The 13,813-nt window shown below is 39.3% G+C and carries 14 protein-coding genes; 1 reads left to right on the forward strand and 13 read right to left on the reverse strand.

Annotated elements, in window-relative coordinates; translation table 11 throughout:
- From AB840_RS18275 to AB840_RS08275, 3 genes are all read right to left on the reverse strand, one after another.
- A partial coding sequence (locus AB840_RS18275) for a transposase (protein ID WP_048514193.1) occupies nt 1-160 on the reverse strand: 160 nt, incomplete at its 3' end.
- A gap of 73 nt (nt 161-233) precedes the next feature.
- Nucleotides 234-920 carry a PTS transporter subunit IIC gene (locus AB840_RS08270; RefSeq protein ID WP_048514409.1) on the reverse strand — a complete coding sequence of 229 codons (687 nt, stop codon included), beginning with the start codon at nt 918-920 and terminating at the stop codon, nt 234-236.
- A 42-nt stretch (nt 921-962) separates the two neighbouring features.
- Nucleotides 963-1,226 (reverse strand): HPr family phosphocarrier protein, encoded by a 264-nt coding sequence (locus AB840_RS08275; protein WP_048514368.1) that lies wholly within the window; start codon nt 1,224-1,226, stop codon nt 963-965.
- A gap of 704 nt (nt 1,227-1,930) precedes the next feature.
- On the opposite strand from AB840_RS08275, the gene AB840_RS16060 reads away from it, so the two are divergent.
- A complete protein-coding gene (locus AB840_RS16060; RefSeq protein ID WP_200809963.1) occupies nt 1,931-2,074 on the forward strand; it encodes a hypothetical protein in 144 nt (47 codons plus the stop codon).
- Between the two features lie 152 nt (nt 2,075-2,226).
- Here the strand turns inward: AB840_RS16060 and AB840_RS08285 are convergent, their stop codons facing one another.
- The 10 genes from AB840_RS08285 to AB840_RS08320 all read right to left on the reverse strand — a co-directional run bounded on the left by AB840_RS08285 (nt 2,227) and on the right by AB840_RS08320 (nt 13,804).
- Nucleotides 2,227-2,550 carry a hypothetical protein gene (locus AB840_RS08285; RefSeq protein WP_048514370.1) on the reverse strand — a complete coding sequence of 108 codons (324 nt, stop codon included), beginning with the start codon at nt 2,548-2,550 and terminating at the stop codon, nt 2,227-2,229.
- Nucleotides 2,551-2,854: 304 nt separating this feature from the next.
- Nucleotides 2,855-3,001, reverse strand: coding sequence for a transposase (locus tag AB840_RS17585; RefSeq protein ID WP_200809962.1), 147 nt, complete (start codon nt 2,999-3,001; stop codon nt 2,855-2,857).
- Between the two features lie 101 nt (nt 3,002-3,102).
- Entirely contained in the window at nt 3,103-3,297 is a 195-nt protein-coding gene (locus tag AB840_RS08290) for a YwbE family protein (protein ID WP_048514371.1), read from the reverse strand.
- A gap of 650 nt (nt 3,298-3,947) precedes the next feature.
- Nucleotides 3,948-4,703 carry a restriction endonuclease gene (locus AB840_RS08295; protein WP_234984902.1) on the reverse strand — a complete coding sequence of 252 codons (756 nt, stop codon included), beginning with the start codon at nt 4,701-4,703 and terminating at the stop codon, nt 3,948-3,950.
- Nucleotides 4,704-4,883: 180 nt separating this feature from the next.
- Nucleotides 4,884-5,027, reverse strand: coding sequence for a hypothetical protein (locus tag AB840_RS17110; RefSeq protein ID WP_159445818.1), 144 nt, complete (start codon nt 5,025-5,027; stop codon nt 4,884-4,886).
- 87 nt (nt 5,028-5,114) lie between these two features.
- Nucleotides 5,115-6,893 carry a GmrSD restriction endonuclease domain-containing protein gene (locus AB840_RS08300; protein WP_048514373.1) on the reverse strand — a complete coding sequence of 593 codons (1,779 nt, stop codon included), beginning with the start codon at nt 6,891-6,893 and terminating at the stop codon, nt 5,115-5,117.
- 31 nt (nt 6,894-6,924) lie between these two features.
- Complete coding sequence (locus AB840_RS16465; RefSeq protein ID WP_048514374.1) at nt 6,925-7,173, reverse strand: hypothetical protein; 249 nt, start codon at nt 7,171-7,173, stop codon at nt 6,925-6,927.
- Between the two features lie 13 nt (nt 7,174-7,186).
- On the reverse strand, nt 7,187-9,574 hold the full coding sequence (locus AB840_RS08310) for a DEAD/DEAH box helicase (RefSeq protein WP_078791753.1): 2,388 nt from the start codon (nt 9,572-9,574) through the stop codon (nt 7,187-7,189).
- On the reverse strand, nt 9,564-10,496 hold the full coding sequence (locus AB840_RS08315) for a HamA C-terminal domain-containing protein (RefSeq protein ID WP_048514376.1): 933 nt from the start codon (nt 10,494-10,496) through the stop codon (nt 9,564-9,566). The genes AB840_RS08310 and AB840_RS08315 overlap by 11 nt, the downstream gene beginning before the upstream one ends.
- Before the next feature lie 26 nt (nt 10,497-10,522).
- A complete protein-coding gene (locus AB840_RS08320; RefSeq protein ID WP_048514377.1) occupies nt 10,523-13,804 on the reverse strand; it encodes a type I restriction endonuclease subunit R in 3,282 nt (1,093 codons plus the stop codon).
- Nucleotides 13,805-13,813 lie beyond the last annotated feature (9 nt).

The raw sequence follows: 13,813 nt of genomic DNA on the forward strand, positions 1-13,813 counted from the left end.
CAGAGGCTTTATCGAGAAATTCCTTTTTCCAATTTCGCAAAAGATTTGGCTGTATGCTATTTTCGGTAGCTATCGAGTTGAGATCTTTCTCGCCCTTTAGCAGTTCAAGAACAAGATCCGATTTTAATTTTGCTGTAAAATTTCTTCTTTTTCGAGACATAAATGAACCTTCTTTCGAGTGTTATCTACAGTATATCAGGTTCATTATAAACGTGTTCAAAAAATGTCTTAATTTATGAGACCATTATAGTAATGGGTTCTCCTAAAACTCCTAATGTTCCAATAACGCCTTCCGGACTAAGATTAATTTTATTCAAAACTGGAATTCGTTCAATAATAGCATTAACAAGAATTCCTATCGGCACATATATCCCACAAGTCGCATGAACAAAAGCAACACCTTTGATATGATACATTTGCTGAATAGCTGGAGCCGTCTTATCAGCAATAATAAATGCAACCAAATACAAAATTAGTGAGCCTGCAGTTCCTAAAATCAAACTTCCCGTTTCATAATAAATCATGGATCCAGGAAGCAAAATCAACCAATAATTAAAAATATCAATATTTAAAATTTGTGTTTTCTTAATGGCTAATAAAATAATATTTAAAATAATAGCTCCGGGCACAACCATCGGAATCAATGGAGAAGACCACCCAATAGCTGCACTCGTTGCCCACCCCGCATCAATAACTGTCAAACTCGCACCAAATCGTTCAACCATGTCTTGTGAAGCTGGGCCTAAACTATTCAATAACATCGCAACAATTAAATTAATACCCGTAAATCCTACTCCAACTAACATTCCTGCCTTAAACGCTTTGCCAATAGACAAGCGAAAGCAAACACCCAATATAAAAAATATAATCGGCATCATAACAGTAGGACCTAATGCTAATATTTGGTTCAAAAATTCCATTATATTCACCTCGATGTATTCACTTATTTTCGGACACTCTAATTATCTGTACACATCTTTTGCAGCAATCATGCCTGCAATTGTATACGCAGCAGCAATTTCTTCATCCCCTGAAGTCTCAATAGTTACATCTACACCACAGGTAATGCCTAACCCCATAATACCTAATACATTAGTTGCTGTTGCCGATTTACCATTTGCTTTTAAGTAAATATCCGCATTAAATTCAGATGCTCGTTTGGCAATTAATACAGCGGGACGTGCATGCAACCCATTCTCATTCGTAACGGTAACGTTCACTTTCATAACAATCTCCTTCTCGTATAATTCGTAATTTCTCTATCGTGCCCATAAAATAATTTCCAAAAAAAATTTGATGGCTTTACATAGGGATCTTCCCCATTTATTATTATTTGATGTTGCACCTCCTTCATTATTTATAAAAACAAAAAAAAATTCGGCATTAAAAGATAAATAAAAAATATATCTTTTAATGCCGAATTCCATTACCTGCTTCAGCACCATACTATTTTGTTTTCTTACTCGAATCTACTTACTAAATTCATCTTAAACACATTATATCATGCATTTACAATTAGTCAACATATTTTTGCATTGTATTCATGCCTTATTCGCATATAAATTAAACAATTAGGAGTTTGACACTTCCTCCACCAAATCATACATAGAATTCTCCACAGTTATGCCTTTTAAGGCTTATTTTTTGTCAAATTTTTCATTTCTTTATACGATTCGTTCCATATATGACATTTCTTTATCATTTAGATAATGACTACTGCACAAATAATTTATTCATAAAAAGTGAATTTCAAGGTAGCAAAATCCATATAATAGCATAGTTATCATCCATTATAGAGGATATATTTGCAAAAAATTTAAAATTCCATTTTTTCCAAGTGCATGAGTTTTAGGTTTATTTGTGCAAAAACCTTGCACTTTATCTTTCTAAAAGCAACTATAAAGTTAGTGTTTATGCGGATTTTTGATTTATGCAGTATACATTAATTAAACGGGAAGGGCTGAATCGGTTCCGTATCCGCGATTACCGACATGCATATGCGCTGGTATTTGAATATCTGGAAATATTTTACAATACGGTACGGATTCACAATCACTGCGATTATATGTCCTAAATGAATATGAAAAATTATATCAGCAGTATCAGAAAAAAGATACCTTGATAGCAAGTTAAACCGAGGATACGTTTCTCATTTTATTTTGTACTAAATTTTGACATAAGACCTTAGTATAAAGCGATACTTTATTGAACTTAATACATTACAAACTATCTCTCAACATAGGAATATACAATTTTCTTCAGCTCATCACTGAATTCTTCGAGATCTTCGCGGTTAATTACACCTTCATTGATAAGTGAAATAATATTATAAATAAGGTTTGCCCGACTCATTTCTAATTGAACACCCATTTTTTTCTTATCCTCTTTTATTTTCTTATCCAGCCTCCAAAACGTATCGGAAGGATTAGCGTCTTCATTTAATAATTCTATGTATTCTTTATTGAGCTTGTTTATATACCTTTCCTGCCAATCAGCAATTTTATTTTTAAAAAGCGTCCAGTCCTTCTTTGTAAATTTCTGCTCTTGCAAAGCCTCCGCCTCCCATTACTATCATATTTTTCATTCCCATTCAATTGTCATAGGTATCTCTCGTGCAACCTGCCCGATACATGCGGATACACCCATATGTATATAGAACCCTTGGCGGCTTACGCCCAACATCCGGTAATAAAAAGAAAGTTTCCCACTGTTATTGCCATCCTCTGTTTTTCTGTTTGTGAACATCAGTCTCTAGTTCTTGCAGACTTCCGCCAGCTGGCGGCGAAAAAAGCGCTGTCTTCTTCCAAAAACTCGCTTTCTTCTTTCAGGCGCCGAATTTCTGTATCCTGCTTTTTCACCTGTTTACGCAAGTTTGCCAGTTTTTCGGCAAGGCGTATGGCAGTTTGCCGAGTGTGTGCGCCTTGACCGATCCGATTTCCTGAACCAGTTTTATGACCTGAATCTTATATTCAACATCATACTTTTGTTGTTTTTTAGTCATTTATCTTCCCTCTTTCTCTTTGATTATACATCTTTCCTGGAGATTGAGGTGTAAACTACAATTGTATTACATCAGCTGCATAAAAAACTACTGCATTCATCCTAGAAAATTTTCTGTACCCTGCCTACTGTGCCATCTTCAAGTCGCACCTTAATACCACGAGGGTGATTCGCTGAATTGGTAAGAACATCTTTCACAATACCTTCTGTCAGCATACCCGTTCTCTGATCTTCCTTTTTTACCACCATGACATGCGTACCCGGTGACACGTCTTTACGTATAGTACTATTTTTCATAAAATCTTCACTCCTTTATTATTTGGATGATTTCTGATACAAAACCAAGCGGGACTTTCCGTGTGTAATTCCTCCCTGCGTCGCTTTCAGCTCCTAGCGAGCAAGACCACTATCTCCGTCGTAGGTTGCTGCCAATCGCGCCGCACCTTCGGCTTGCGTTCTTGGGCAACCCTGACATGGGCAGTGCCAGTTGCTCCCTGCGTCGCTTTCAGCTCCTAGCGAGCAAGGCCACTGCCTCAACGTGGTTCCAAGAGCTCATCTGGATGTTTTGAATATATTTTCAGTGTGTTTTTGACACCTATTCGTCCTTGGAAACAAGTCCACGGCATATTGTGCTTTTGTCCGTTCTTGGGAATATGTCCAATTTTATCCTTGAGATGGTGACTTGGATGTTTTTGCGAGAACGGAGTGGCTCGATTGCTTCTGATTGATGTCGGATTAGCCCCGTATGTATACGGGAATTGCTCCAAGGGCATTTTTACCTGAAAATCGCCATTTTCTCAACCGCGTTCGTTATCGGGAACAGGTCAATGCCCTTGTTCCTACTTATCTATATGCGATCCAATGCTTTTCCTGACCGTCTCAACACTCCGCTCCGTGGAAACAAGTCGGAAATCCCACCGTCTCAACCCTCATCGATTTTTTCAGCTCTATATTTTCCTTGCGCTCCGTCTAATAAGCTCGTGTATTTCTTCAATATCAATGACACTCATTAACGTATTCTGGTCTTCAACAAACTTGCGAACACCGCGTGTAACGTGACCAGTTGTCACCAGAATAGCCTTATTTATTCTGTCTGCAGACTGCACGCCATACAAAGAGCGCACTATACTGACACCTACGGAATTCTGCCTTCCGTATCTTTTACATTCAATATAGAAAACCACAGGCTTTCCCATCTCGAACTTGGTAGCAATTATGTCTCTACCACCATCCCTGGTCTGCTGAGTCAAAGTCGTTTCAAAACCTTCATCCTGAAACACTCTTTCAATAATTTCTTCAAATTCTCTTGGAGAAATATTGTAGATCAAATCGCGGTCTTGAGCGATTTCCATAATCAACTGTTCTACTCTTGAATATTCAGGATAAGCATCATTTGGGTCAAAATCATCCCTACTATATATCACGCCCATGTGTGGCTCTTTGTCAAAGCTGCCACCTGTGATCTTAGAGTCCTCATAGTTAAAGGCTCCAACAGGATATTCATAACCGGATATTCTGAATGATATCTCGTTTCCGCAACCATCACATTCTATGAAGCCATCATGTCTATATTCAATTTCTTCTCCCATGCCATTTTCACCGTGGTCATACACATAGGATTCAAAATCAAAATCTTCTTTATGAATTCCGATTATTCTTCCGCATTGTTCGCAGCGAATAAAAACATCTTCCAGTAATTCCATCAAACAACCATCATCTCCTTATCAAATTACAAGGCTACATAGGAAAGGCGCATAGCATAAATCTCTGCATTGGACGCCCGCACAAAGAGTAGAACATCTGCTGAAGGATTGTAGAGCTCAACAAAGTTGTATCCCTTATAGAAGAATCCGCCTGAACCACAGGTCTGATCTATTAAGACGCTATCTTTGATACAATGTGCTTTTGCCGGAAATGTACGCAGATGCCCGTGGAACAGCCTTATTCTGCGGGCCTTTCCGGCTTTCTGCTGCCCGGAACCGGTATGAAAAAGAGGCACAAGAAGCCCTCGTTGCTGTTGCTGTCATGGCTATCTGAACCTCCTTCCGAAACCCCTAACAGGCTAAAATTAAAATGTTTACTATACTTAAAATGTATAGGAAACCTAAAAAGGTTTATTCACACAGCTTCTGATACGCCTGTTTCACAATCTCAGCCATCAATTGTCTACGCTGCTCGAGGAAGTCCGGATAGGACATCTTTTCAAAATCAACTGGGAGGGCGTTCTCAGCGCAGGTCTTTTTATACCCATCCTCACCAAGTTTCTGACGGTAACGCTCTACATAATCAGCGGGCGGATAATCCGAAATATCAATGTTTGTGTTGTAGTCTAAATATGTAAAGTTCGCTATCTGATTCCGGTCACGATCACTTGTGTATCCAATACCAGTCAAGTAGTTTTTAGGGAAGATATGGTGCTTGTCTACAGCCTTCTTATCACCGCTTGCACCTGGTAGCAGTTTAGCCGCCAACGTCGTCGTACTGAAGAGCATCGGTGTTCCCAGAACATTCAGCGCGGCGATGTATCCGAACCAAGCAGGAGATGTGGCTGCTGCACTCATAAGATCCGCAGGAAGCGTAAGATTGAAATAGTCATCAGTAAACTTTGTGTATATAACACCTTCCAAATACAAAACAAACTCATCAGCTGTCTTGACGTTTCTCAGATCGGCGAACTGCTTCTCAACCTCGGATTCTGTAGAGCCGGTGTAGAAATATGTAATGGTGGACATGAAAATCCATTTTTTGATGATCTTCTGCAACGTGATCGGCTGAACCTTATAATCGTATTTTCCAAGGAGATAAAGAACATAGCAGAAAACAACAGCATTCGAAGAAGCAACAATGTTGCCATTCACATATCCGGCTTCTGCGAATAATCCCATGAAGGTATGCCAGTTGTTCAAGTTTGTCACTTCATCCAACGCATTCTTGAACTTGGTAAGATTTGCGTCCATTTCCTCTTTCGTAACAATACCTGTTTCGAGGTCTTTTCCTCGCATGAGCATATAAGCATAGCGCAGACGAGCACGACGGAAGCCGACTGCTACAGCCATACGGATAAGATGCGAAGGATCAACCTTCAGGATAAAGTTATAAGCTGTGCCATCCTTCGGAATACGAGAATCGGCACAAAATTTATCGATCTTGTCATGAACATCATTATCATAAACGGCAAGCAGAGTCTCTATGAAGTTCTTTTCGGTCAATTTCTGCCCGCCGGAATTGACACGTACAAAGACTTCTGCCACATCTTCTTCTGTTGCCTTGGCGTTGATTCGAAGTGTGGGAAGCGTGTAGATTGACAGATTAAGTAGCTCATTAATGTTAGTTTCAATGATTTCCTCCTCATCATCAGTCAAGATAGCTTTCCCATTCTTTTGGCGACCAGAATTACAGTCCTTGATAAACTGTCTGCGGAACTTCGGAACATCGTGATTAGCATCCGCGATAAATACCGCACTAATTCCACTTATCCATTCTGGATTGCGTTCATAAGCCTCTGTCCAGACCGCAAATTCTCTTGTGAGTGGATTAAAGGCAATTCTGATCTGTCTCTCGGCATAATTATTATCCTTAACCTTGATGCCGGATATTGCCGCAAGCAAGGCTGTCAGTCTTTGCTGTCCGTCAATTACAAGATAATCCGGTTGAATATAGGCCTTGTCATTCGTTCCAATATGATTTACTGTCGCATAGTCTTCCGGTGACTGCCAAAGCATGATATAGCCAATCGGATATCCTTTCAGCATTGAATCCAGCAAATCACGAGCCTTACTATCCTTCCATACAAAAGGACGCTGAAGATCAGGAAGGCCAACCTTTCCGTTTCTTACATCACTGAGCAGGTCTCCTACTTTGCTCGGAATGTTGTCAAATAGTTCTTTTCCCATGTGTTCGTACCTTCCTCATCTATGTTTTCGTTTAATCCACAAATAGATCCGGCAAATTGTATTTCACCAAATCCATATCATCGCAGACACCTCTGTTTCCGCAAGTCTCTATGCTCCTTTTAAGTTTCAACTCCGGCTCCGGATTTGCTACATACTCCGGATGTTTCAAAATATATATTGCAGATTCTCTGGTGAATCCATGTCGTTGTACACTAATAACTTGCTTATTTGTCGATCCGTATTCAACAAATTCATACCAATCATTTTCAACCTGATCCACTTCTTTAATCTCTTTATATGCTTTTGACACTTTCAAAAAAATAATTTGAGAGTCGAAACAGTATTACATCATCTATCACTGATAGAACCTCAGAAATTACTATATTTCTGTGTTCACGCGAATCATTATAATCAATATACGTTCTGTCTACATATAGAGCATCTTTAGGATGGTTTCGCTTATGTTGCAATGCCTGATTCATAATCTGACTTAGGCCATATCCTTGCACCCACTGACCAAGAATGACTGCATACCAGCTTAGCTTTCCATGTTTGTGTGAATATTTACCTACATGCCCTAACGTATCTGACTCGTATACTTCCCACTTAAATATCTTACATAACCGCTCGAGGAAAGCCATCAATTCATCACGATCATATTTTCCGTCAGCGTCAATTTCAGGAAATTCCAGTCCGTTAAATGCTATTGCTTGATATAATGATTCCGATTGATCAACAGATACCGTTATATCGTCATCCTGTTGAAATTCTTGATTAGAGAATGCAGCTCGAATCTGTTCTTCTTCTCCTGGCTTCATCAAAGCGGTAAATTCACGGCGTACATTACTGTTACGATTCTTCATGATATCGTTCAAAAGAATGATCGCAAATTTTCTCATCATATCATAAGAATCGGCGCTCTGCTTTTCAGGGTATTTTGTTAGTTCAACTGTACCTAAGAGTAATGTCTCAATAACATGCTTTTTCTGCGGCTTTGTGAGCTGCTTTTCCACAGAAAGTGTTTGCTCTGGTATTTTCTCCCTCAGCAAACTCACATATTTTTCATTTGCTTTTTCGTTTGATGCAACTAAAAATACATTCCCATATAAACTATAGTCTAATCTCCCTACACGGCCGATCAAATTTCTAAAGTCAACGGGTTTCATATTCTTTAAGCCGTTTCTAAAATCTGTAACAAACAAATTATCGGCTGGCAAATTGACGCCCTCAACAAGTGTACTGGTGCAAAATAAGGCTGTAATATTTCCGCTTTTAAACAGGTTCTCTATCCGCTGCCGAATCGATGAAGGTAAATATCCAATGTGATATGCCACGCCTTTTTTGACAAGCTCAGCCAGATAGTAGTCACCATGAACTTCATTGCAGATATCTTTTGATAATTCCATAAGAAGCTTGTTATCTGTTTGTTCCACTCTGTTTGCAGCAAAATCTCTTGCAGCTGTTACAGTCTTCCTTGTGGACGGAAAATATACAATCGACTGGGTCTGATTCCCATCGTTGTCACGTTCAAAACGAAGAAGTACATCCGTCAAGTCAGCATCCGGCAACGCTACCGAAGTTATAGAAATAGGTTCTTCAGCATGTTCATCATAAACACTCACTTCGCTACTTTCGAGATCAATCAGGAATTTTATTTGCGTAACCGGTGAAAGTGAAGTAGTAAGATGTTGTTTCTTTAATGACTCAGCATCTAGTTCACCTATTAGTTTCAAATAGATTTCCGGATTAGGAACATTTGGCGATGCAAATACTACATGGGTATTAGGTGAATTTTCTGCAAGCATCTGCACTACCTGATAATAGAATGGACTTCTATTGTCATCACTTGATACCTTATGAGCTTCGTCAATAAACAAATAGTCTATATGTAGCTTCTTCTCATTTATAAGCAAATAAAGGAGACGTTCTGGCGTCATTATCAAAATATAATTGCGACACTCCTCAGGCAATTTCGGTTCCACTTGAAGTGCCGCATCACCAGCAGCGGTGACAATGTGGTATCCATACTTTTTTAAATTCGTACCTAGGTCTTCAGTAACTTTTATGCGCACTTCATTGATAAGTGCTTTTGTTGGAACAATAAGTGCAAAGTTATTTTTCTTACCTTCTAAAATCTGCTGCTTCATGAAAATACGCATGATAAAGGACTTTCCAGTTGATGTTGGTGCTGAAAAGCTATAATATCTGTCGGTGATATGATCATAAATTTTTCGTTGAGCTGTCATGAAAGCGTTGTCTGGGTCGGCAGGAATAGATAGCAGTTCACGCTTGAACCTCGAAAAAATCCTTTCTCGTACATCTACCCCTTCAAAAGTTGAATTCAGAAGTTTCTTCCCACGATAATTATTAATCGTACTCAACACTGAACCTGTAACATAAGATACTCGTCTGTCCTCCGGATATAACTCAGACAGCATTGTTACAATTTCCTGTGCCCATTCCTTCTGAGAATCTGATAGTGCGGGATGATTTGATTTTGAAAGAAGGTCTGCAAAAGAAAGCGCGTCCGCGAGAGAAAAAACCTTCATTCTGCTTTTATCAAAGTTAAATAACCGAATAGCATAGTTAAAAAGAATATCATGGTACAATGTCCTCAAATATTGATTTTCATTCAATTTGGTGAAATAGCTATACCCAAAATTTTTCTCATCAGGCATCATTTTCACCTTCTCTCATGACATTCTTCATAATTGATTTTTTGTCATCCTCGGCATCATCGAATGGAAGAATATAAACATAAAACGATCTGTTGGTAAGACCAAGCTCTGCAATTTTTTCTTTAATTTGTGGCAATGCATTAGAAACACCAGCGGTAATCTTCTTATCAGCAAGATCCCGATATTCCTGACTGCTATATTTATTGGGATCTAATCCAAGGGTATAACCAAGAAACAAACCGTATGCTGTATCGCGACAGACTGTTTTATCAGGTCTGGGTGTTATTATTTCATTTAGCTGCTGCGCGACCGGGTCTTTCTCAGGAAGTTCAAAGACTGTACTATCAACAATATGTATCTCCGTAGAAGCATGTTTTTCGATCTGTTGGACACGTTCAAAAGCCTTGTCGATAGCTATTCCAAGATCGCCAATCACACTTGATGCTCCGAACACCATTTCGTATGATAAGGTATGTTCATCACCACCAAGGCTAAGCAAGTGCATCCCATCGCTTACGCTTTCATCAGACCTTACCGATACATTCAACTCAACCTTGCTGTAAATCTTTGGAGCTCCGAGAACTGATTCCAGAAAAGCATATAGCAGGATTTCTCCGACTTCATTTCCTGTACCTCTTTCATCAGCATGTCCGCTCTTACGCATAAGATCAAGCGCTTCCATACCAACGCTGAATACATTTCCTTCCAGTTCAAATTGTTCAATCTGTGAACGCGAAAATACATACTGGCCAACGTTCCATTCAAGAAATTCCTGCAAAGAAGTTTTTGAAAATCTGTTACTAATAACTTCTTTCATTCGGAAGAGACGCAACTGTTCGTTAGCATGCTGCCCTAAAGTCTCCAAATAGGGGACTTCAACAAACACATCATTAAATTTCTTATCATTAATTGACTTTTGCAGCATGTGATCACTCTCCTCAAAAAAATGCTTCAATTATTATTTCCATATACTTCAGGATTTTCCGCAACCATAGATGCTGGCTTTTGCTTTGCTTCAAAGTCATATTTAATTAGAGTATTTTCCTCCGATACAGGTAATTCTTCTCCATCCGGCGAACTGTATTGTTTGAAATTTTCAGCCTGCTCCATGACTTTTTCAAATACCTCTTCATCCCACTCTGGTGGATACCCATTCTTATAAAGCAAGACAGTTAAATCCATATTCAACTGGTTTTTGATATCCTCACGAGTAGACCAATCTGCATATTGAGATTTATCGTCAATAAGCCCTTTTATCTTTTTGGCAAGAATAATGCATTTTTCATCAGCATATGGGAATCCATGAGCATCACGAACTTTAACAAGAATGTCATAGAAAGCTTTCTCTTCATAAGAGATTCCCATTTTTTCAAATGATCTTTTATCATCATTTAAATCATTCATGATTTTAATAAGCTGATCAGAAAGATCATTAACAAAATCAGATACGACTTCGCTTGTAAATATGAGCTTGTCACGGCTATTGTACGCATCAACAACCTGCCGCAAACGTTCATCAAATTCAACGGCCTTTACCTTGTTAGTTTTACCATAAGCTGAAATCGCCTTACGTAGGAGCTTCAAAAGAGCATTAAACTTGGTAATCGGCAACTTTACTGTTTCCAGTTCTTTCAGAAAATCATCACTGAAGAGATCTACCGACTTATGCTCGTCCACAATATTCTCTATGCCAGTGCAGGTTATAGCCTCACGAACCATATCCTCTACAACATGATTCATAATCTCAGCATCCGGAGCGTCACCCTGTGTTTGCTTGTAAATAATAGAGCGAATGGCAAGATAGAACTGTGCTTTAGATGTCTCCTCATCCGTAAGTTCACCCGAAGGAAAGCATATAATATATGCGCTTTTTAGTCTTCGGGAGAGTCCCATAAAACGAGTCTGAGTATCCTTTTTCATCTGAACAAATTCCGCTGCTTCATTCAAACAATTAAGCCTATCAAGCGGAGAACCATTGTAAAATTTTGACGCATCAAATCCACTAAGTAATTCATCAATAAGAGACAAATGATTTCGGAAAATTGACAATGTAATATTTAGCTCATCAATAGAACTGTCTTGCGGGCTGCCGTACTTCTTTACGGCCTCCAGCATATCGTTTTTAATTCCAATATAATCGACGACGAGACCTCTATCTTTACCGTCAAAGACACGGTTTACACGAGAGATGGTCTGAATCAGAGTATGTTTCTGCAAAGGCTTGTCAATGTACATGACCGCCAGTGATGGGACATCGAATCCAGTAATCCACATATCGACAACAATAGCAATCTTGAAATTTGAATCTGTATTTTTGAACTGTTTGTCCAGCATCTTTCGGTGTTCTTTGGTGCCACACAGGTCATACAGTTCTTTATCATCATTCTGTCCCTGCGTAGCAACAAGATTTATCTTCGGAAGCGCCTCAAGCTTATCAAGCTGTTCCTGCGTTAGTTCGTCTTCATTTTCCGCTTTACGCTTGACTGCCCAATCTGGCCGCAAGGATTCAATCGCCTTTAATACATGGAAAGCAATCTTTCTGTCTGCACAGACTATCATTGCCTTCTGTACAATCTCCGGCTTTTCAGCACAAAGAGATTCATAATGTCCTACAATATCCACTGCCAATTTTTTTATTCTGTCTGGATGACCAAGGATCGCGTTCATTTTGCTCATAGCGCGCTTGCTTTCCTCGATCTGCTCTTCTGTAGATCCTTCCTCAGCACACTGCTCGTAATATTTTTCTATTTCCTTTGCCTGCTCATCCGAGAGAATGACACGAGCAAGGCGCGGTTCATAAGCGATGCGCACGGTGATGCCGTCATCGCTGGATTCTTTCATTGTATAACTGTCAACAACATCTCCAAAAACAGCGATAGTTTCGTCTATTGGCGTTCCGGTGAATCCACAGTATGTTGCATTTGGAAAACTGGTACGTAAATAATGTCCAAAGCCATATGTTGTAAAAACGCCCTTATCCGTCTTTTTAAGCTTTGCTCCAACACCAGTCTGGGTGCGATGAGCCTCATCGGATATGCAGATGATATTGCTGCGGTCAGAAAGGAGACCTGTACTCTCACAAAATTTCTGAATTGTCGTGATATAGACGCCGCCGCTTGGCCGATCATTAAGAGTATCGTGAAGATCCTGACGATTTTCGATGCTGCGAACATCATCTTCATGGAGGTATTTTTTTGCTGTCACGAAAAGTTCTGATGTCTGCGTGTCGAGGTCTTCACGATCAGCAATAATGATAATTGTAGGATTATGAAATGTGTTGTCGTCCCGAAGCGCAATTAACCTTGAAAGGAAAAGCATAGTATATGTTTTTCCACAGCCGGTCGCTCCAAAATAGGTACCACCCTTTCCATCACCTTCAGGGCGCATATGAACTTTGACATTTGCTATCATTTTCATCGCACCAAAATACTGCGGATAGCGACAAACAATAGCTTCGCTTTTTTTACTGTCATCAGGATAAAACACAAAATCCCTGAGCAATTTCAATATACGTTCTTTGGCAAATGCGCCTTCTACTATCGTATAAAGAGAGCTAATTCCATTTGAAACTTTATCTTTATCGTTGGCTTTATTCCATGCATAGTAATACTCATACGGCGTGAAAATACTACCCATACGGTTATTTGCACCATCGCTAATGACAGAAAGGAAGCAATACTTCATTAGCTTTGGAATGTCTCGACAATAACGAATTGTAATTTGCTCCCATGCGTTATGAATAGTCGTATCTTCTTCGGTAGCCGTTTTAAACTCCAAAATTGTAATAGGAATACCATTGATGAAAACGAGAAGGTCTGGGCGACGCAAACGTTTATCTTGCACCGAATACTGATTAACCACCTTGAAAATATTGTTCTCCGGATTTTCAAAATCAATATAATCCACATGAAGAGCAACTTTGGAGAGGTCATCACGTCCAAGATCAAATCCTTCTGTAACAAGACGAAACGAGTCCCTGTTTCCAATATACAGTGGCGTTGAGTTGATAAGACTCAACTTGTTAATGATCTTTTGAATCTCAATTTCACTTAGATCATTGTTGTAATGCGACACTAAAAAAGAGCGCAAATCTTCTGTTAGAAGAACATCTTCGTACCGCCTGTGAATGCTTTCGCCGGGCACATAAGTATAGCCCTGCTGCTGGAACAGTTCAATAATTGCCTGTTCGAGTTCATCCTCTGTAAATTTTCCTTTTTCAAAAATATAATCCACCAGGAACGC

Source organism: Megasphaera cerevisiae DSM 20462 (genome assembly GCF_001045675.1).
In the GTDB taxonomy this organism is placed as follows: Bacteria; Bacillota; Negativicutes; order Veillonellales; family Megasphaeraceae; genus Megasphaera; species Megasphaera cerevisiae.